The sequence below is a fragment of the Achromobacter sp. 18P8.1.1 genome (assembly GCF_057799415.1).
Window position 1 is genome coordinate 138275 of the sequence record NZ_JBYOKH010000007.1, and the last position, 19308, is coordinate 157582.

The window sequence follows — 19308 nt, forward strand, 5'->3', positions numbered from 1 at the left end:
ATGCCGCCCGGCCTTTGCCGCGTCAGTCCGCCGAGGCGTGCTGCTGGGTGTCGGTATAGGCCTTGGCCGCGTTGTGCACGTGCTGGCTGGCCAGCAGTGCGGCCAAGTCGCCGTTGCCGGCGATGACGGCGTTCAGGATCTGTGAGTGCTCGTCCCAGTTCGCCTTGGCTCGGTGCATGTTGCTGGGCGCGAACAGCAGCGCCGTGCGGTCGCGCAGCGAACGCATCAGGTCGGTCAGCACCACGTTGCCGCCGATGGTGGCCAGCATTTCGTGGAACTGCGAATTCAACGCCAGGAACTTGTCCAGCTGTTCGCTGCGCGCGGCTTCCGTGCCTTCGCGCAGGAACGCCTGCAGGCGTTCGACGGTCTTCGCGTCGCGCCGTTGCGCCGCCAGCTTGGCGTTCAGCCCTTCCAGCGTGGCGCGCACTTCCACCATGTCGTAGGCCACCGCGTCGGACAGCACCGACACGGAGGCGCCGCGGCGCGGCTCGATGGTGACGAGCCCCTCGGCCGCCAGCGCGCGCAACGCCTCGCGCACCGGGATGCGTGACACGCCCATTTCCTCGGACAGCCGGCCCTCGACCAGGCGGTCGCCCGGCGTGAACTCGCCGCTGAGGATGCGTTCGCGCAACTTGTCGCGGATGACGGCGAACAACTGCGGATGCTGCTCGCCGATCTTCAGCGGAGCGGAAGACTGCGTCTCTACGGCTTGCGGGCTGACGGGCGAAGTGGTCATGGCGAGCATGTATGGATTAATGGATACAGTCTCCATTGTATTACCGGGTGTAGCCGCGTGCCGTTGCGAAGGCGCCGCATCAGGCGCCCCAGAAGGCTTTGACCAGCACCCCTACCGCGCCGAGTGCGCACACCGCCAGCAATACGCTGCGCACGGCATGCGGCGGCAACAGGGTGCGCAGCCGGTTGGAGACCGCAAAACCGGCCAGCAGGAAAGGAGCAAGACTAAGCGCCAGCCCGGCGTGGTAAGCCGTATACCGGTTGGCCAGCGCCAGCATGGCCAGCGAGAAGATCGATCCCAGGAACAGCACCACGCCCAGGGTGGCGCGCAGGCGCGGCGGCGCGGTGTGCTGCAGCACGATGGCGATGGGTGGCGCGCCGACGGACGTCATCGTGCCCATGATGCCGGAAGCCACGCCGGCGCCCGACACGCGGCCCGGCGTGGCGGTAAAGCGCAGGCCCGCCACGCTGAGCGCGACGGCCGCCAGGATCAGGCAGGCGAACAGCACGCCCAGCGCCTGCGGCGCAAAGCGCGCCATGGCGTAGATGGCGATCAGCGTGCCCACCACGCGGCCGGCCAGCGCGTACGACACGGCAGACCAGTCGATGAAGGCGCGCTCGCGCAGCGCGGTCAACAGCGAGATGAAGCCGCCCAGCGTCAGCAGCGGCCCGGGCGCCAACTGAGGGAAGAACATGGCGGCCACGGGGGCCGCGAACATCGCGAAGCCGATGCCCCCCACCCCTTGCGCCAGCGCGGCGCCGAACACCACCAGCGCCATGGCGGCGTAGTGCGAGAAATCCGGAAACGGCAGGGTGGGCAGCATGGGGGGTATGTAGCCTTATATGTATACGATAGTCAATCCGTGACAATCGGTGGTTCTGGTGAAATCAGGAAATGCAAGGGTAAACCCCTGATTTTTCGCCGTTATTCATGGGTTTTTCAGAATTATCGGTTTCCCTAGGCGGTGCATATTTCGATTGGTATGGCTCACAACGAAATATAGTATACCGATTGTGGCGACCTAACAGCCACGTCACAAGGGGAATCGCGCATGCAATCCGACGTCGTGCTCAACGCTGCTCACTGGATGTACCTGCTCAGCGTGGCCGCCATCATCCTGACGATGATCTTGCGGGCCAACGTGGTGGTGCCATCGGTAATCGGCACTTTCCTCGTGGTGCTGGCCATCACGGGCAACCCGATCAGCGCGCTGATCGGCATCTTTTCGGCCAGCTTCGTGGCAGCCAAAGAGCTGTTCAACATCTTTCTGGTCATCACCTTCATGACGGCCCTGCTCAACGCCTTGAAGACCTTGCAGGCGGACGTGCGCATGGTGCAGCCGTTCCGTCGGGTGATGCGCGGCGGGCATTCCTCGTTCGTGATCATCGCCCTCTGTACCTATGTCATTTCGCTGTTCTTCTGGCCCACGCCGGCCGTGCCGCTGGTGTCGGCCATCCTGCTGCCCGCGGCCATCGCTGCCGGGCTGCCGCCGCTGGCCGGCGCCATGGCGATCGCCATCGCTGGCCAGGGCATGGCGCTGTCGTCGGACTATGTGATCGGCGTGGCGCCCAGTATCAGCGCCAAGGCGGCGGGCGCGGCGGTCAGCGCGGCCGTGGTGGCCGACCGCGCGCTGGTGCTGTCGCTGATCACCGGCGCCGTGGCGCTGGTGGTGGCCTACCTGCTGATCCGCAAGCACATCGTGCCCGCGAGCCCCGCGTTGCTGGATGCGTGGCAGGCTCGCGCCCAGGACGGCAGCCTGGCGCGCATCGAACAATCGGGCTCGTTCGACAAGGCGGAACTGGCGCGCGGCACCATGGGCGCGGACCCGGCGCTGCCCCAAGGCCCCGTGCTGGACGACGAAGAACGCCGCCGCGTGCGCTGGTCCAAGACGTTTGCCGTAGTGACGCCCCTGGCGTTCCTGGCCGTGATCGCCGTGATGGTGGTGCCACGCCTGTTCCCGTCGTTGCCCGCCCTGCGTGGCGGCGACGCCGCGGCGCTGGTCGGCGGCGTGGCCTTCGTGGTGATGATGCTGGTGACGCTGGCCGCCGAAGGCCCGCGCAAGATGCTGGACGTGTGCCCCGAGCACGTGACGGACGGCTTCGTCTTCGCGTTCAAGGCCATGGGTTCGGTGCTGCCAATCGCCGGCTTCTTCTTTGTGGGCGCCAATGAAACCGCCGCGCAGATCCTGGGCGTGCCCCAGGCGCAGGCGCCCGGCCTGCTGTTCGAAGTGATCTCCGCCGGCCAGCACCTGATTCCCGAAAACCATTTCCTGGTGGCGTTCGGCGTGCTGCTGGTGGGCATGATCACCGGCATCGACGGTTCGGGTTTTGCCGGGCTGCCGCTGACCGGCACGCTCTCCGGCGCCCTGGGCCCGGTGGTGGGCGTGGACCCGGCAACCTTGGCCGCCGTGGGCCAGATGGGCGCGGTCTGGACCGGGGGCGGCACCCTGATCGCGTGGTCGTCGCTCATTGCGGTGGCGGGGTTTGCCCGGGTGAACGTGCTGTCGCTGGTGCGCGCGCTGCTGCTGCCCGTGCTGCTGGCGCTCTTCGTCTCCACCATCTGCGCCGTATTGATCTGGAGTTGATCCCCGGATGGGTCCGGACCCTGCGGAAGGGGCCCTGCGGGGCCCCTTTTCACGCCGAAGGCCTGGGGTTTCCACGTATCGTCATGAAGTGATTAAAGTATACAATGTTCAGAAGCTATCTAAGACGACCGATTTCCGGCCATTCCCGCACAGGTAAAGGACGCGCACCCGTGGACGATCTCTCGCAGCAAGCATTCATGAATCACATCGGCGGCGCCTGGGTCCCCAGCGCCACCGGCCGGACTGCCCCCAACCTCAACCCGGCGGATACGTCCGACGTGGTGGGGCTTTTCCCGGTGTCGGACGCCGAAGACGCCCGGCGCGCGGTCGAGGCGGCCGATGCCGCGTTCGCCGGCTGGCGCGACACGCCGATCTCCAAGCGGGCCGCCATCCTTTTCCGCGCCGCCCAATACCTGGAAGACCACGCCGACGCCTTCGCGCGCGAACTGACCCGGGAAGAGGGCAAGGGCCTGAACCTGGCGAAAGACGAAGTGCTGCGATCGGCGCAGACGATCCGCTTCTATGCGGTGGAAGGCCAGAGCTTCACTGGCGAGACCTTCGTCAACGACGACCCCGACATGGTCGTCTACAGCCAGCGCGAACCGCTGGGGGTGGTCACGGTGATCTCGCCGTGGAACTTCCCCATTTCGATCCCCGCGCGCAAGATCGCGCCAGCGCTGATCACCGGCAACACCGTGGTGTTCAAGCCGTCGTCCGACGCGCCGCTGTCTGGCTACCGGCTGACCGAGGCGTTCGTGCAGGCGGGGCTGCCTGCGGGGGTGCTGAACCTGGTGGTCGGCCCCGCCGCCGCCGTTGGGCCCGCCATCACCACCGCGCGCGCGGTGCGCGCGATCTCCTTTACTGGCTCTACCGCGGCAGGCGAACAGATCCACCGCGGCGCGGGCTTGACCACCCGCACGCAGATGGAGCTGGGCGGCAAGAATCCGCTGATCGTGCTGGCCGATGCCGACCTGGACCGCGCCGTGGACCTGGCCGTGAAGGGCGGCTTTTCGCTCAGCGGCCAGGCGTGCACGGGCACCAGCCGCGTGCTGGTGGACGCGAAGGTGCGCCAGGCGTTCACCGACAAGCTGGTGGCGCGGGTCAAGACGCTTACGCTCGGCAACGGGCTGGACGGCAACTTCGACCTGGGCCCGCTAGCCACGCGCAAGCAGCTGGACAACGTGCTGAGCTACGTGGCGGTGGGCAAGGAAGAAGCCACCCACCTGTGCGGCGGCGACGTGCTGACCGGCCCGGGTTTCGAGCGCGGCTACTACGTCACGCCCGCGCTCTTTACTGACGTGACGCAGCAGATGCGCGTCGCGCGCGAAGAGATCTTCGGCCCCGTCATCGCACTGATCGAAGTCGACGGTTATGACGACGCCATTGCCAAGGCCAATGACACCGAATACGGCCTGTCGGCCGCCATCGCCACCACGGATGCGCGCTATGCGCACCGCTTCGCCCGCGACATCCAGGCAGGCACCGTGAAGATCAACCGCACCACCACCGGCAACCTGATCAACGCGCCCTTCGGGGGGCTCAAGCACTCCAGCACCTCCACGTTCCGCGAGTCCGGCCGCGTGGGCCTGGAGTTCTACACGCAGATCAAGACCGTCTACCGCGCCGGCTAAGGCCGCGGACAACCGAAGAGGCTATCCCTATGAAACAGATTTATCGCCTGGAACTGGAAGAAGCGCGCGTCATGGTGCGGGCGGCCATCGCCAAGTCGGAAGCGATCGGCGTGCTGGAATCCATCTGCATCGTGGACGACGGCGGCTACCCCATCGCCCTGGAACGCATGGACGGCGCGCGCATCACCGGCCCGCAGATCGCCTGGAACAAGGCGTTCACAGCAGCGGGGCACAAGCGATCGACCCATCTGTTCAACACCCCGCCCAATGGCCCCGCGCTGCCCGGTAACGAAGCCTTCGGCATCCAGTGGAGCTTCGAGGGCAAGTTCGCCGTGTTCGTCGGCGGCTTTCCCATCGTGGTGAACGACGAGGTGATCGGCGGTATCGGACTGAGCGGCGGCAACGGCGAACAGGACACGCAGGCAGGCGTCGCCGCGCTGGCGGCATTGGCCGAACTGCTGGAGCCGCGCGGCATGAAAGTGCTGGTGCAGGCCGACATCAAGAAATAAGCGAGGCCGGCCATGGCATACCGCGTGCACATCCTGGAAACCGGCGCCGCCTTCGAGGTGGATGCCGACGAATCGGTGCTGGAGGCCGCCGGGCGCGCAGACGTCAAGCTGCCGCACGAGTGCACCTTCGGCGGCTGCGGCACCTGCCGCATCAAGCTGGCCTCAGGCACCGTGCGCTATGAGGAATTCCCCATGGCGCTGACGCCGGAAGAGGCGGCTGAAGGCTATGCGCTGGCCTGCCAGGCGCGGCCCGAAAGCGACCTGTGCATCAGCGTGGCCAGCAGCCGGCAGGTGTTTCCCGAACCGCGCCGCCTGCCGGCCACTGTGCAGCGCATCGAAGCGGTTACCGAAGACATCGTTCATCTGACGCTGGCGCTGCCGGATTCCGGGCTGGACTTCGTGCCGGGTCAGTACATGAACGTGCTGCTGCCCGATGGCGAGACACGCAGCTTTTCCATGGCGTCGGCATCGGCTGGCCAGCAGGTGGATTTCCATGTGCGGCGCATTCCGGGCGGCCGCTATACCGACCATTGGCTGGGACAGGCGCAAACCGGCGCGGCGCTCACGATCGAAGCGCCGCTGGGCGTATTCAGCTATCACGAAGAAGACTGGCGCCCGCTCATCATGATGGCGACCGGCACCGGCATCGCGCCGATCAAGGCGATCCTGGAATCCTTGCTGGATAAAGAGGACTGCCCGCCCGTCAGCCTGTATTGGGGCATGCGCACCGAGGAAGACCTGTATCTGAAAGACGAGATCGCCGGTTGGGCGGGGCGGCTGTACGAATTCAATTTCGTGCCCGTGCTGTCGCGCGCCGGCGCAAGCTGGCAGGGCCGGCGCGGCCATGTGCAGGACGCCGTCCTCGAAGACCACGACGACTTGTCCGAGCACGCCATCTACCTGTGCGGCGCACCCGCCATGATCCAGCAGGCCAAGCACCTGCTGGCCGGACGCGGCGCCAGCCTGGACCACATGTACGCCGACAGCTTCACCTTCCAGCACGCGCTGGCCGCTGCGGGCTGACGCGGCGGCGCCCGGCCCGGGCCTGCGGTGGGCCCTAGCGGAACACCAGCACGGGCAGGCGGGTCTTGGCCAGCACGCGTTGCGTCTCGCTGCCCAGCAGGAACCCCGTCATGCCGTGGCGCCCGTGCGAGCCCATGATGATCAGGTCGCACCCTTGGCTCTTCGCGGTTTCGACTATCGCCTCGTGCGGATGGTCGTTGACCACCACGACGATGTTGCAGGGCACCAGCGCATGGCGGGCCTCCATTTCCAGCCCGTCCAGATAGCCCTGCGCGTTCTTGCGCGCCTGGTCGGTATGTGGCGGCTGCGTGGTGCCCAGCATCTCGGCCTGATAGACCAGCAGGTGGTCCTCCGGGATGGCGCGGATGAGGGTGATGGTGGCGCCCATTTCCTTGGCGAAAACGAGTGCGCGCTTGAAAGCCGATTCAGACAGCAGGGAGCCATCCACGGCGATGAGCAAGTGCCTGTACATGTTGCCTCTCCTTTAGGAAAAGGAATGTCGAGCAACGGCGAATTCAGTATAGGCTTGCCGTTGCCCGCAATCCAGTCCCGCATAAGGAGGAGGCGGACCCGCCCGGACGCGCCGGCTCAGGCGCTCCGGCGTAGCGCGTCGCCACCTGGGGAAAGCCCTTGGGGCAACGCATCGATCAGGCTGCGCGTATAGGGGTGGCGCGCGTTGCGCCACAAGGTGGCGTTGGGGCCTTCTTCGACGATCCGGCCCGCATTCATCACCAGCACCCGATCGGCCAGATAGTGGACCACCGACAGGTCGTGCGAGATGAACAGGTACGACAAGCGGAATTCGGCCTTCAGGTCCACCAGCAGGTTCAGGATCTGCGCCTGCACGGACACGTCCAGCGCCGATACGGGTTCGTCGCAGATCACCAGCGCTGGGCGCAGCACCAGTGCGCGGGCAATGCCGATGCGTTGGCGCTGCCCGCCCGAGAATTCACTGGGATAGCGCGCCAGCGCCTCGCGCGGCAGGCCCACCGCGTCCAGGATCCGGGCGATGCGCTGGCGGCGTTCCTCGCGGTCCTTCACCTGGTGGATGCGCAAGGCGGCCTCCAGGATGTCGTTGACCGTATGGCGCGGGTTCAACGACGCATAGGGATCCTGGAAGATCATCTGCACGCTCTGGCGGTAGGCCGTCAGGCGGTGCCGGTCCAACTGGGCGGTGTCTTCGCCGCGCAGCAGGATCCGGCCGGACTCCGGGGCAAGCAGGCGCACCAGCGTGCGGGACAGCGTGGATTTCCCGCAGCCGGATTCGCCGACCAGCCCAAGGGTTTCGCCGGGGGCGATCTGGAACGACACGCCGTCCACCGCGGTGCTTGCGCCATGGGCCGTCGGGTACTGCACGCGCAGGTCTTCGACTTGCAGCAAGGGCGTCGCGCCGATGGGAATGGGGTCGTTGGCGGCAACCGGCACGCGGTCAGGGGTCACAAGGCCGAACACCGGGCGTCCCGAGGCGGGGTCGAGGCGCGTGCGGATTTCAGGCAGCCGCAACGTGCTGTAGTGGGTCGCGTCGTCCAGGCGCAGCGACGCCCCGAGCAGGCCCCGGGTGTAGGGGTGGCGCGGCTGGGCGAGCAGCGTCGCCGCGGGCCCTTCTTCGACCTTCTCGCCGCGCACCATCACGGCGACGCGGTCCGCCCATTGCCCGACCACGGACAGGTCATGCGTGATCAGCAGCAGTCCCATGTTCAATTGCGACCGCAGGTCGTCCAGCAGTTGCAGGATCTGCGCCTGGACGGTGACGTCCAGCGCGGTGGTCGGTTCGTCGGCCACCAGCAGCGCGGGCTGGCAGGCGATGGCGGCGGCGATCATGGCGCGCTGGCGCTGGCCGCCCGACAGCAGGTGGGGGTAGTCATCCACGCGGCGCTGCGGCTCGGGCACGCGCACCAGGTCCAGCAGTTCAATGGCGCGCGCCCGGGCGGCGCGGGCGCTGGCGCCCCGATGCAGGCGCAGCGCCTCGCCGATCTGGTCGCCCAGGGTCAGCACCGGATTCAGGCTCGTCATCGGCTCCTGGAAGATCATGGCGATGCGGTCGCCGCGCAGCGCGCAGCGCTGGCGTTCCGACAGCGCCAGCAGGTCCTGGCCTTCGAACAGGATGCGGCCGGACACGCGGGCATGCCGCGGCAGCAGGCCCAGCAGGGCGAGTGCGGTGGTGGACTTGCCGCAGCCGGATTCGCCGACGAGCGCCAGCGTTTCGCCGCCGCGCAATTGCAGGTCCAGCCCGTGCACGGCCTGATGGCCGGGAAAGGCCACATTCAGCCCTTGGATATCGATCAGCGTAGTCATGGTCGCCTAGCGCGCGGCGGCGGGCGCGGCGGCCACGCGCTGCCGGCGCAGTTTGGGATTGAGCGCGTCGTTGATGGCGTCGCTAAGCAGGTTCAGGGCCAGCACGGTGGCCATGATGGTCAGGCCGGGCAGGGCGGTCATGTACCAGGCGGTGCGCAAGGCTTCGCGCCCCGCGCCCACCATGCTGCCCCAGCTGACCACGTTGGGATCGCCCAACCCCAGGAACGACAGACCGGCTTCCGACAGGATGGCCTGGGCGACCAGCACGGCGGTCGTCACGATGATGGGAGGCAGGGCGTTAGGCAGGATTTCGCGGAAGATGATGCGGGCGTGGCCTGCGCCCAGCGTCTGCGCGGCCCGCACGAATTCGCGTTCCCGCAGGGAAATGAATTCGCCCCGGGTCAGGCGCGCGATGCCGGTCCATGACGTCACGCCCAGCGCGAAGATAATGGTCGACAGCGACGGGCCCAGAATGGCCACCAGCACGATGGCCAGCAGAAAGGACGGCACGGTCTGGAACAGTTCGGTGATGCGCATCAGCACGGCGTCGGTGCGCGGGCCGGCATAGCCCGCGAACGCGCCCACCAACAGGCCGATGGCCAGCGCGATGGCGGCCGACGCGCCGCCCACCAGCAGCGACACGCGGGCGCCGTGAAACAGCCCGGCCAGGATGTCGCGGCCCATCAGGTCGGTGCCGGCGGGAAAGCTGGCGTCTTCGCCGGGCCAGGTGAAGGGTGCGCCCACCATTTCCAGCGGGTCGTCCGGGAACAGCCACGCCGCGCTGGCGGCGGCGGCCAGCACGATCAAGAGGATGGCGGCGCCGACGGCGGCCGAGGGCGTGCGCAGCAGATGCAGCGCGGCGCGGGCAATCGGTTTCATGTCTTCCTCACGCGAGGGTCCAGCAGGCCGTAGCAGGCATCCACGGCGATATTCATCAAGGCCACCAGCGCCGCGCTCATCAGCAGGATGCCCAGCAGCAGGTTGACGTCGCGGCTGGCGATGGCCTCGAACGACAGCTGACCCAGGCCCGGCCACGCGAACACGGTTTCCACCACGATGCTGCCGCCCAGCAGCGCGCTGCTTTGCAGGCCCAGCATCGTGATGACGGGCAGGATTGCGTTCTTCAGCGCATGGTGCCAGATCACCCGCGCTTCGCCGTTGCCGCGCGCGCGGGCGGTGCGGATGTAGTCTTCCTGCAGCGTCTCGATCATTGACGCGCGTGACAGCCGCGCATAGATGGCCACGTAGTAGATCGCCACCGTCGCCACCGGCAGCGTCAGGTGCCGCGCGTAGTCGGTCCACAGCGCCCAGCCCTGGTAGGCCGCGCCCACGTCGCGGATTCCGCCGACCGGCAGCCAGTTCAGGTGCACGCCAAAACCGACGATCAGCATCAACGCCGTCCAGAACATCGGCGCCGAATAGCCGGCCGTGGCCAGCGCCGACAGCAGAGTGTCCAGCAGGCCGTGCGGCCGGCGCGCGGCCAGCACGCCCAGCAGGACGCCCACCGCCACCGACAGCGCCAGCCCGGTGCCGATCAGCGCCAGCGTAGCCGGCAGCCGCCCGAAGATCAGGTCGGCCACGGGTTCGCCATATCGGAACGAATATCCCAGGTCCAGCGACAGCAGACTCTTCAGGTAGTAGCCCAGCTGCGCAAGCACGCTCTGGTCCAGCCCGTAGGCCACCCGCAGCTGCGCCACGTGTTCGGGCGTGATGCCGCTGTTTTCCGAGGCGATCACATCGACCAGGTCGCCAGGCACCAACTTCAGCAGGAAAAAGTTGGCGATGGCGGTCGCACCCACCACGAACAGGATTTGCAGCAGGTAGCGGACGGGGCGGGGCAGGCGCATGGCAGGTTCCCGGCGGCCGTCAGGCCTTGCCCAGCCAGACGTTGGCGAAGTTATTGCGCGAATGCGAGGACGCATCGGTCACGTTGCGCACCTGCTTGTCCCAGACGCCAAACCAGCGGAACTCGAACAGGCCGATCAGCGGCAGGTCGCGCTGCGCCAGGCGCTGCACCTCGTTGTACTGGTCGATGCGCTTCTTCGGATCCGTCTCGACCTGCGCGGCTTCGATGGCGCGGTCCATGTCGGGGTTGCTGTAGCCGGAGGCGTTGTACCAGGGCGTGCCTTTGGCCTCTGCCTTGCTCCAATAGCGTGTTTCCACGCCCAGCTGCGGATCGATCAGCACCGTGCCCCACGAGCTGATGAGCTGGAAGTTGTAGTCGGTGAAGACATTGCGCGTCCACGTGGCCAGGTCCAGGCCGCGCAACGTCACGTCGATGCCGATCTTGCGCAGCGCCTGGCGCACGAATTCGCCAGTGCGGCGGTAGTCGTCGCCGAACGGGATGTAGTCGTGCGTCAGGGCAAAGCGCCAGCCGTCGGCCTTGCGCGGGTAGCCGGCTTCGTCCAGCAGCTTTTCGGCCAGCGCAGGGTCGTAGGGGTACTGTTGCACATTGGGGTTGTGATAGGGCTTCACCAGCGAGGGAACCGGGCTTACGAAGGGTTCGGCATAGCCGTTCCACACTGTCTTCACCAGCACTTGCTTGTTCACGGCGTGCGCGATGGCCTGGCGGACCTTCAAGTTGGACAAAATGGGATCGCGCAGGTTGGCTTCCAGCCAGAGCCAGGCGGCAAAGCCGTTGTAGCCCGAGGTGTCCACCGCCAGCTTGGGCAGCTTGGACAGCCGCGTGGCGTCGGTGAAGGCGACGGGGTTGCGCTCGCCGTAGGCGACACCGCCCGTCTCCAACGCGGTGGCGCGTCCGGACACGTCGGGAATGATCTTCCAGACGATGCGGTCCAGGTAGGGGCGTTCAGGCTGCCAATACTTGTCGTTCTTCTCCAGCACGATGTAGTTGCCCCGGTTCCATTCCTTGAACACGAAGGGGCCGGTGCCGATCGGCTTGTTGTTGTACGGATTGTTCTGGATGTCCGTGCCCTCGAACAGATGACGCGGCAGGATGGGCGCACCCAGCGAATCGATGGCGTTCAGCGCCACGGGCGTGGGCTGCGACAGGTGCAGCACGACAGTGTGGTCGTCGGGCGTCTCCACCTTCTGCAGATACTGGAACACCCGGCGCGCGCTCGGCGCATGCTTGAGCCACACCTCTTCGGCGGACCATTTCACGTCGGCCGCGGTGAACGGCTTGCCGTCATGCCACAACACGCCCTGACGCAGTTTGAAGGTAATGGTCTTGCCGTCGTCGGACACGCTCCAGCTTTCGGCCAGGACCGGGCGCGGCTTCAGGTCAGGCCCGTACTCGACAAGCCCGTCGAAGATCTTGCTGACGACCGCGCCGGTGGGCGTGGACGAATTCAGATAGAAGGCCAGCGTCGGCGGCTCCGGATGCACCACCGCGTTGAGCACGCCGCCGCGCACCGCGCCGTCCACCGTGTTCGGCAGGCTCTGGGTGTCGGCATAGGCGGGGGCGAAGATCACGTTCGGAAAAAGTGCGCTGGCGCCCATCAAGGCGCCGGCGCTCATCAACCAGCGACGCAGGGGATTGGCAGGCTCGTCGTCGTGGCCGGGCGCGCCGGCGGGGGGCAATTGCTGCGTCATGAAGGTTTCCTTCTTGCTTGGAGAGGGGCGGCCGGCTGTTTCAGGCGGCCAGGCTGGTCAGGGCGGGAAGATCGTCGGGGTCGCGGCGCAGCAGCGTGGCCAGCAGTTCGCGGCGCCACGCGTCGTACAGCGCGATGTGGCCGCGCGTGTCCAGGCCGGTGGCGCGCTGGTTCAGTTGCCAGGAATCGCGCAGATAGGGGCCAAGCCGGCGTTGGACGTCCTCGTCCGCCTGGATCAGGCCGGCCACCCAGTCTTCACGCTGCGCGGGTTCCGCGCGTTCCAGCTTGTTCAGCCACCATTGCGTGATGCGGATGCGATGCGCTTCCTCGTCAGGAAGGATGCGGTTTTCGCCGAATTCACGATGGCCGAAGTCCAGTACCCGCGCGGTCCGCCGGTTCACGAACAGGCGCGCCAGGATGTAGTGCTCGTAATGGAACTGCCAGGCCAGGAAGTTCTGCCAGTTGCGCAGCGCAAAGCCGCCGATCAGGTCCCAGGATTCCTGCACGCCTTGCTCGACTTGCGCAAGCGGGTCGGCGCCCAGCAGCGCCGCGGCACGGCCACGCGAGAATTCCGCATGGGCGGCGTCGTCGCCCAGCTGGCGGGCCAGTGCAAACTGGAATTCGGTGTCGTCCTTGAACAGGCCGGCGATCGCATGGGCTGCGACTTGCGTGATGAAGAGGTCATGCACCGTGTTCCACACGGCGTATTCGGCGGCGTTGCGGCGTTCATCGGCGTCTGCCAGATCGCGCGGCGGGTCAATGCGCGCGGCCGGGATGTGCGGCGCGACGATAACGCGGATGTCGTCGAACAACCGTGTTTCCAACGCGCCGTCGTAATCCAGCGTCAGGGGCGGCAGGGGGAAATCCAGTTCAGGCATGGCGAGTGGCAGACGCGGAAAAGTCTCGACTCTAAGCAAGCGCCAACGCCGTCCGCAAACATTCTTTGGTGATTTCGTTATATGCGCGGCATGGCTGCTAACAGTGGGCGAGCGGGGCGCATCCGGCATATACCGATTTCACATAACCGCATGAGAATTCCGTCCTTCCGCGTGCGGCGCGGCACCGATAGGCTGCATGTTTTCCCAATGCCGGGGCGCAACATGCCGCACGCTTCAAGCACCACCGCAATTCAGGACGGAGACGAGGCGCCGCGCCTGGTCCCTGCCGCCCGCATCCGGGATGATGCCCATGCGATCGAGGCCGCCCACGCGTTGGCGGCCGACTTTGCACTGGGCGCGGCCCAGCGCGACCGGGAACGCGGATTGCCCTGGCGCGAGATCGAACGCTATTCGGCCAGCGGGCTGGGCGGCATCACGGTTCCGCGCGAATTCGGTGGCGCGGATGTCTCGCATGTGACGCTGGCCGACGTGTTCCGCATCATCAGCGCGGCGGATCCGTCGCTGGGTCAGATCCCGCAGAACCATTTCGGCTTCCTGAACCTGCTTCGCCTGACTGGCACGCCGGCGCAGCAGCGCCACTACTACGAGGGCGTGCTGGCCGGGCGCCGGCTGGGCAATGCCGGCCCCGAGCGCCACACCCGACATACCCGCGACATCGAGGCGAGGCTCGTGCCGGACGGCGACGGCTATCGGGTCAGTGGGCGCAAGTTCTATTCGACGGGCGCGCTGTTCGCGCACTGGATACCGACCAAGGTGCTGGATGCCGAAGGCAGGCTGGTCACGGTCGTCCTGGAACGCGGTGCGCCGGGCGTGTCCGTCGTGGACGATTGGTCCAGCTTCGGCCAGCGCACCACGGCCAGCGGCACCGTGCTGCTGGACAACGTGCGGGTGGAGGCCGAGAGCATCCTGCCCGCCTGGCTGGCGCAGCAAGCGCCCGTTCTGCTGGGGCCGTTCGCGCAGCTGATGCAGGCGGCGATCGACGCCGGCATCGCCGAGGGCGCGCTGCAGGACGCGGTGGCCTTCCTGCGGGAGCGCTCGCGCCCCTGGGTCGAGGCCAACGTCGAACGGGCCACGCAGGATCCCTACGTGATCGCGGACGTCGGGCAGCTTTATATCGATCTGCACGCCGCCCAGGCGCTGTTGACCGAGGCCGCCCAGGTGCTGGACGACGCCCGTGGCCGGACGCTGGACGCCGACGACGTTGCCGCGGCATCGATCGCGGTGGCGCGCGCCAAGGCGGTGTCCACCGAGGTCGCGCTGGCGGCCAGCGAAAAGCTGTTCGAACTGTCGGGTGCGCGCGCCTCCCTGGCCGAATTCAGCCTGGACCGCCATTGGCGCAATGCGCGCGTGCATACGCTGCACGATCCCGTGCGCTGGAAGTACCACGCCGTGGGCAACTACGTGCTTAACGGCCAGCGCCCCAACCGTCATTCCTGGATCTGAGGCCATGCCGACCAACAATATCTCGTCCCTGGCGCAGCGCCGTGCGGCGATCATCGACACCGACGCGCAGGCGCTGGAAGTCGCGCGCGTCCTGGCCGAGGACTTCGCCCGCGAAGCGTCCCAGCGCGACCGCGAACGCCGGCTGCCCTTGCCGGAGCTGGAACGCTATTCGCTGTCCGGCCTGTGGGGTATTACGGTGCCGCGTGAGCACGGCGGCGCCGGGGTGTCGCGGGTGACGCTGGCGGAAGTCACGGCGATTATCTCGGCCGCCGACGGTTCGCTGGGCCAAATTCCGCAAAACCATTACTACGCGCTGGAGGTGCTGCGCGTGAACGGCAATGCGGACCAGCAGCGCCACTTCTATGCCCGCGCACTGGCGGGAGAACGCTTCGGCAACGCGTTGGCCGAGACCGGCACGCGCACGGCCGCCGAACGCCGCACCCGCCTTACCGCCGATCCCGAGGGCGGATGGCGCATCAACGGCAGCAAGTTCTATTGCACGGGCGCGCTCTACGCCCAATGGATTCCCACGGCAACGGTGGATGACGACGGCATCCAGCGCCTGGCCATCGTGCGCCGCGACAGCCCGGGCGTCGAGGTCATCGACGATTGGTCGGGCTTTGGCCAGCGCGTCACGGGCAGCGGCACGGTGCATTTCAAGGAGGTGGCGGTGCCGGCCGAAGACGTCCTGCTGCTGGCCGACCCTGCCGCGCCGCCCAACACGATCAAGCCGCTTGCGCAGATCATCCATGCGGCCATCGACCTGGGCATCGGCCAAGCCGCGCTGGCGGATGCCGTGGTGTTTGTGCGTGACCGTTCACGGCCGTGGATCGACGCCAATGTCGAACGCGCGGCGGACGATCCGCTGACGATCAGCGAGTTCGGCCGCCTGTCCATCCGCCTGGACGCGGCGCGCGCACTGGTCGCGCGGGCGGGCCGCCTGCTGGACACGGCCACCGCCGACGGCACGCCCGCCAACGTGGCGGCAGCCGCGATCGCGGTGGCTGAAGCGCGCGCGCTGACCACCGAAGCCTCGCTTGCCGCCGGCACCAAGCTGTTCGAGCTGGCCGGCACGCAATCCACGCTGGACCACCTGAACCTGGACCGCCACTGGCGCAATGCGCGTACGCACACGCTGCACGACCCGGTGCGCTGGAAGCGGCACGCCGTGGGCAACTACTACCTGAACGACATCGCGCCCGGCCGCGTGGGCACTACCTGATCCTGACGGAACCGCACATCATGGCGAAGAAGCAAATCCTCCTGAACGCGTTCAACATGAATTGCGTGGGGCACATCAACCACGGCTTGTGGACCCATCCGCGCGACACGTCCACGCAGTACAAGACGCTGGACTACTGGACCGATCTGGCCCGGCTACTGGAACGCGGACTGTTCGACGGCCTGTTCCTGGCCGACATCGTGGGCGTGTACGACGTCTACCAGGATTCGGCCGACCTGACGCTGCGCGAATCGATCCAATTGCCGGTGAACGATCCGCTGCTGACGATTTCGGCCATGGCGGCCGCCACCCGGCACCTGGGGTTCGGCGTCACGGTCAACCTGACCTACGAGGCGCCGTATCTGCTGGCGCGGCGCTTTTCCACGCTGGACCATCTGACCAATGGCCGCGTCGGCTGGAATATCGTGACGGGCTACCTGGAAAGCGCGGCGCGCGCGATGGGGCTGTCGGAACAGATCGCGCATGACGAACGTTACGACCGCGCCGACGAGTTCCTGGAGGTGGCCTACAAGCTGTGGGAAGAAAGCTGGGACCGCGATGCGGTCAAGGCCGACAAGCGCGCGCGCGTCTATGCGGACCCCGCAGCCGTGCGCCGGGTGGATCACGAAGGCAAGTACTACAGGGTGCAGGGCTTCCACCTGTCGGAACCGTCGCCGCAGCGCACACCGGTGCTGTACCAGGCTGGCTCATCGGGCCGCGGCCAGGCCTTCGCGGCGCGGCACGCCGAATGCGTGTTCGTGTCGAGCCAGACCAAAGAGGGCTTGCGAAAACTGGTGGCAGAGGTGCGCGAGTCCGTCGCCCGCGAGGGCCGCAATCCGCGCGACATCAAGTTCTTCATGGGCGTGACGGCGGTGGTAGGCAGGACGGAGGCCGAGGCGCGCGACAAGCATGCGGAGTATCTGCGCTACGCGAACCCGGAAGCGGGGCTGGCGCACTACGCAAGTTCAACCGGCATCGATTTTTCGCGCTACGGCGCGAACGAGCCGATCCGGTACGTGAAGAACAATGCGATCGAGTCAGCGGTGAAGAACCTGACGGTGTCACGAACGGATCGCACCGTGACGGACCTGCTGGCGGACATGGCGCTGGGCGGCAGATACCCGGCCCTGGTGGGCAGCGCCGCGCAAGTGGCGGACGAGCTGGAGTCGTGGGTGGCCGAAACGGATATCGACGGCTTCAACCTGGCAAGGACGGTGACGCCGGAATGCTATGGCGACTTCATCGACCTGGTGATTCCGGAGTTGCAGAGCCGCGGGTCTTATAAGACGGCCTACGCCGAAGGCCCGTTACGGGAGAAGCTGTTTGGGGCGGGGAGGGCGGAATTGCCGGTGGAACATGTAGGCAGGAGAGGGGTGCTTAGTGCGTTGTAACGGTGCGGGTGGGATTTTGTGCGGGTTCGTCGGCTGGTAATCGTGGGTTTGCAGTGGGCAGGGCTTTGTTGGTTAGCCGTCGTCAGATCTTCGTGGGTCGCCCATCGGCGCTGTCGGCGTGACGGCGCGCGCCCACGATTGCGGTCCGGAGCCTTCGCTCCGGACTGCCCCGTCGTCATCCTCGTCCGCCTTCGGCTCCCTTCGGATTCCCTCGGGCGCATCAAGGTTGCGCGCCGTCACGCCGACAGCACCGACGAGCTACGGAAGTCTTGGATCGCGGCGCAGTCAGGCCTCTGTTTACTGACGAGTGCTGCGGGGCCCGTCGAATTGCCGCCGCCCGGGCGGCGCCAATCGGCATACGCGTCTGGTGTCGTTTGGGGGTGTGGTCGCTTGCGCGCCACCCGTCTAATAGGGAGACTGTCGTGGGTTTCGGCTATGCATTCGTAGGATGGGTGGAGCGCGGCAAACCCGACATCAGGACTGAGACGTTCATCGCGCGCAACCCATCTGGTGACCTGCGACGATGATGGGTTACGTGCGACACAGGTCCGCGTTCTTGGGTCTACCCGAACGCACTCCACCCATCCTACGGAACACGAACAACATCCTTGTGGGGCCAAGCAAGGACCACCTGCAAGATATTCCAACCCCGAAAAACCGGAGATAAGAACGCCCACCCCGACCGACACGCGAAGCGAACCCCCTCACGACGCAAGACAATGCGTAAGCTCCCCAAGGCCGCCCGCGCGGCCGGCCGGGAGCGGGCCCCGCAAGATCCTCCACCACCCCCCATTGGTGACGAGAACCTTAAGAACGACACCCTCCCCAGCGCCGGTAAAGATTCAACCACCGAAGCCCGGCGTGGCGGTGGCCTGGGGTGCGCGGGGAGTCGATAAGCCCGAGGGAATCCGAAGGGAGCCGAAGGCGGACGAGGATGACGACGGGGCAGTCCGGAGCGAAGGCTCCGGACCGCAATCGTTGACCCGCGCACCCCAGGTCACCGCCACACCGGGCGTCAAAAGAACCCTCCACCCAACACAATACCTACCCAACCTAAAACGTTTAAGAACCCCCAGCAATATCCCCATATTTCCAAAAATCGATAACCCTCGTATCCACCACCACCTCAAGACATAACTTCATACCGACTAAGTATTTTTCCCCGTCCATCCGCGATGACAGAATCCCTTAATCACTCCGTCTCCTGGACACATCCTCATGTCATCGCTGCTTCGCCTGTTAGCCGCTTCAACCCTTGCCATCGCCTTCGCCGCGCCTGCGCACGCTGAAGACAAGAACACCGTCACCGTCGGCATCTCTGTGGGCACGGCGGAGAAGATCTTTGATGTGGTCCAGAAGGTGGCCGCCCGTGACGGCCTCACCATCAAGCTCGTCAAATTCAACGACTACCAGCTCCCCAACGCTGCCCTCAACGCCGGCGACCTCGACGCCAATGCGTTTCAGCACAAGCCGTTCCTGGATAACCAGATCAAGGCGCGTGGCTTCGATATCGTTCCTGTCGGGCTGACCGTCACCGCGCCGTTGGGTTTCTATTCCCGCAAGATCAAATCGTTGAACGACTTGCCGGAAGGCGCGTCGGTCGGCATTCAGAACGATCCTTCCAACGGCAACCGCGCCCTGCGCTTGCTGGCGGCCTACAAGATCATCACCTTGAAGCCAGAGGCCGAACAGAAGAACACCGCGACGCCGCTGGATGTGGTGTCGAATCCGCGCAAGATCAAGCTGGTGGCGCTGGATGCCGCGCAGTTGCCGCGTTCGCTGGATGACTTGACGGCGGCGTCGATCAATAACGATTACGCCGAGCAGGCCGGTCTGGTGCCGGCGCGTGATGCGATCGGGCGCGAGGCCGCTGATGGGCCTTACGCCAACCTCATCGCCGTGCGGACCAAAGACCGCGACCAACCCTGGGTGAAGAAGCTGGTGGCGGCCTACCAGTCGCCCGAAGTGCGCGCCTACATCGAGAAGGAATTCAAGGGTTCCCTCATCCCCGCTTTCTAACG

16 protein-coding genes are annotated in these 19308 nt (G+C 66.5%); 8 read left to right on the forward strand and 8 right to left on the reverse strand.

What is annotated here, in order from left to right; genetic code table 11:
* Positions 1 to 22: 22 nt before the first annotated feature.
* Together AC27VE_RS07605 and AC27VE_RS07610 are read right to left on the reverse strand one after the other, a co-directional pair.
* Positions 23 to 736: a GntR family transcriptional regulator gene (locus tag AC27VE_RS07605; protein WP_035213942.1), complete on the reverse strand. Its 714-nt coding sequence runs from the start codon at positions 734 to 736 to the stop codon at positions 23 to 25.
* A gap of 79 nt (positions 737 to 815) precedes the next feature.
* Positions 816 to 1559, reverse strand: a complete 744-nt coding sequence (locus AC27VE_RS07610; protein WP_427956031.1) for a sulfite exporter TauE/SafE family protein — start codon at positions 1557 to 1559, stop codon at positions 816 to 818.
* Between the two features lie 228 nt (positions 1560 to 1787).
* Between AC27VE_RS07610 and AC27VE_RS07615 the strand changes: the two genes are divergently transcribed.
* From AC27VE_RS07615 to AC27VE_RS07630, 4 genes are all read left to right on the forward strand, one after another.
* On the forward strand, positions 1788 to 3320 hold the full coding sequence (locus AC27VE_RS07615) for a hypothetical protein (protein ID WP_088589645.1): 1533 nt from the start codon (positions 1788 to 1790) through the stop codon (positions 3318 to 3320).
* 197 nt (positions 3321 to 3517) lie between these two features.
* Positions 3518 to 4951 (forward strand): aldehyde dehydrogenase family protein, encoded by a 1434-nt coding sequence (locus AC27VE_RS07620; protein ID WP_488703483.1) that lies wholly within the window; start codon positions 3518 to 3520, stop codon positions 4949 to 4951.
* Between the two features lie 29 nt (positions 4952 to 4980).
* Complete coding sequence (locus tag AC27VE_RS07625; protein WP_006226812.1) at positions 4981 to 5460, forward strand: GlcG/HbpS family heme-binding protein; 480 nt, start codon at positions 4981 to 4983, stop codon at positions 5458 to 5460.
* A gap of 12 nt (positions 5461 to 5472) precedes the next feature.
* Positions 5473 to 6483: a 2Fe-2S iron-sulfur cluster-binding protein gene (locus tag AC27VE_RS07630; protein WP_488703471.1), complete on the forward strand. Its 1011-nt coding sequence runs from the start codon at positions 5473 to 5475 to the stop codon at positions 6481 to 6483.
* 34 nt (positions 6484 to 6517) lie between these two features.
* Here the strand turns inward: AC27VE_RS07630 and AC27VE_RS07635 are convergent, their stop codons facing one another.
* The 6 genes from AC27VE_RS07635 to AC27VE_RS07660 form a co-directional block, all read right to left on the reverse strand.
* Positions 6518 to 6955, reverse strand: a complete 438-nt coding sequence (locus AC27VE_RS07635; protein ID WP_006226814.1) for a universal stress protein — start codon at positions 6953 to 6955, stop codon at positions 6518 to 6520.
* 116 nt (positions 6956 to 7071) lie between these two features.
* Positions 7072 to 8778: an ABC transporter ATP-binding protein gene (locus AC27VE_RS07640; RefSeq protein ID WP_488703472.1), complete on the reverse strand. Its 1707-nt coding sequence runs from the start codon at positions 8776 to 8778 to the stop codon at positions 7072 to 7074.
* Positions 8779 to 8784: 6 nt separating this feature from the next.
* Positions 8785 to 9657 carry an ABC transporter permease gene (locus AC27VE_RS07645; protein ID WP_006226816.1) on the reverse strand — a complete coding sequence of 291 codons (873 nt, stop codon included), beginning with the start codon at positions 9655 to 9657 and terminating at the stop codon, positions 8785 to 8787.
* The gene (locus AC27VE_RS07650) at positions 9654 to 10625 is read right to left on the reverse strand and encodes an ABC transporter permease (protein WP_488703473.1); all 972 of its coding nucleotides are present in this window, start codon (positions 10623 to 10625) and stop codon (positions 9654 to 9656) included. The genes AC27VE_RS07645 and AC27VE_RS07650 overlap by 4 nt, the downstream gene beginning before the upstream one ends.
* A 19-nt stretch (positions 10626 to 10644) precedes the next feature.
* On the reverse strand, positions 10645 to 12333 hold the full coding sequence (locus AC27VE_RS07655) for an ABC transporter substrate-binding protein (protein ID WP_427956039.1): 1689 nt from the start codon (positions 12331 to 12333) through the stop codon (positions 10645 to 10647).
* 40 nt (positions 12334 to 12373) lie between these two features.
* Positions 12374 to 13210 carry a hypothetical protein gene (locus AC27VE_RS07660; protein ID WP_427956041.1) on the reverse strand — a complete coding sequence of 279 codons (837 nt, stop codon included), beginning with the start codon at positions 13208 to 13210 and terminating at the stop codon, positions 12374 to 12376.
* A gap of 222 nt (positions 13211 to 13432) precedes the next feature.
* Between AC27VE_RS07660 and AC27VE_RS07665 the strand changes: the two genes are divergently transcribed.
* The 4 genes from AC27VE_RS07665 (at position 13433) to AC27VE_RS07680 (ending at position 19306) form a co-directional block, all read left to right on the forward strand.
* Positions 13433 to 14674, forward strand: coding sequence for an SfnB family sulfur acquisition oxidoreductase (locus AC27VE_RS07665; RefSeq protein WP_488703474.1), 1242 nt, complete (start codon positions 13433 to 13435; stop codon positions 14672 to 14674).
* 4 nt (positions 14675 to 14678) lie between these two features.
* Entirely contained in the window at positions 14679 to 15896 is a 1218-nt protein-coding gene (locus AC27VE_RS07670) for an SfnB family sulfur acquisition oxidoreductase (RefSeq protein ID WP_488703475.1), read from the forward strand.
* Positions 15897 to 15916: 20 nt separating this feature from the next.
* Positions 15917 to 17287 carry an LLM class flavin-dependent oxidoreductase gene (locus tag AC27VE_RS07675; RefSeq protein ID WP_488703476.1) on the forward strand — a complete coding sequence of 457 codons (1371 nt, stop codon included), beginning with the start codon at positions 15917 to 15919 and terminating at the stop codon, positions 17285 to 17287.
* A gap of 1218 nt (positions 17288 to 18505) precedes the next feature.
* Positions 18506 to 19306: a MetQ/NlpA family ABC transporter substrate-binding protein gene (locus AC27VE_RS07680; RefSeq protein ID WP_088591272.1), complete on the forward strand. Its 801-nt coding sequence runs from the start codon at positions 18506 to 18508 to the stop codon at positions 19304 to 19306.
* The last annotated feature ends 2 nt before the right edge of the window (positions 19307 to 19308 follow it).

Excerpts from the sequence above, each read along its gene's own strand:
- AC27VE_RS07675 (WP_488703476.1), top strand. The coding sequence starts at position 15,917 with ATGGCGAAGAAGCAAATCCTCCTGAACGCGTTCAACATGAATTGCGTG.
- AC27VE_RS07660 (WP_427956041.1), bottom strand. The coding sequence starts at position 13,210 with ATGCCTGAACTGGATTTCCCCCTGCCGCCCCTGACGCTGGATTACGAC.
- AC27VE_RS07615 (WP_088589645.1), top strand. The coding sequence starts at position 1,788 with ATGCAATCCGACGTCGTGCTCAACGCTGCTCACTGGATGTACCTGCTC.
- AC27VE_RS07635 (WP_006226814.1), bottom strand. The coding sequence starts at position 6,955 with ATGTACAGGCACTTGCTCATCGCCGTGGATGGCTCCCTGCTGTCTGAA.
- AC27VE_RS07630 (WP_488703471.1), top strand. The coding sequence starts at position 5,473 with ATGGCATACCGCGTGCACATCCTGGAAACCGGCGCCGCCTTCGAGGTG.
- AC27VE_RS07650 (WP_488703473.1), bottom strand. The coding sequence starts at position 10,625 with ATGCGCCTGCCCCGCCCCGTCCGCTACCTGCTGCAAATCCTGTTCGTG.
- AC27VE_RS07680 (WP_088591272.1), top strand. The coding sequence starts at position 18,506 with ATGTCATCGCTGCTTCGCCTGTTAGCCGCTTCAACCCTTGCCATCGCC.
- AC27VE_RS07625 (WP_006226812.1), top strand. The coding sequence starts at position 4,981 with ATGAAACAGATTTATCGCCTGGAACTGGAAGAAGCGCGCGTCATGGTG.
- AC27VE_RS07620 (WP_488703483.1), top strand. The coding sequence starts at position 3,518 with ATGAATCACATCGGCGGCGCCTGGGTCCCCAGCGCCACCGGCCGGACT.
- AC27VE_RS07610 (WP_427956031.1), bottom strand. The coding sequence starts at position 1,559 with ATGCTGCCCACCCTGCCGTTTCCGGATTTCTCGCACTACGCCGCCATG.
- AC27VE_RS07645 (WP_006226816.1), bottom strand. The coding sequence starts at position 9,657 with ATGAAACCGATTGCCCGCGCCGCGCTGCATCTGCTGCGCACGCCCTCG.
- AC27VE_RS07605 (WP_035213942.1), bottom strand. The coding sequence starts at position 736 with ATGACCACTTCGCCCGTCAGCCCGCAAGCCGTAGAGACGCAGTCTTCC.
- AC27VE_RS07640 (WP_488703472.1), bottom strand. The coding sequence starts at position 8,778 with ATGACTACGCTGATCGATATCCAAGGGCTGAATGTGGCCTTTCCCGGC.
- AC27VE_RS07655 (WP_427956039.1), bottom strand. The coding sequence starts at position 12,333 with ATGACGCAGCAATTGCCCCCCGCCGGCGCGCCCGGCCACGACGACGAG.
- AC27VE_RS07670 (WP_488703475.1), top strand. The coding sequence starts at position 14,679 with ATGCCGACCAACAATATCTCGTCCCTGGCGCAGCGCCGTGCGGCGATC.
- AC27VE_RS07665 (WP_488703474.1), top strand. The coding sequence starts at position 13,433 with ATGCCGCACGCTTCAAGCACCACCGCAATTCAGGACGGAGACGAGGCG.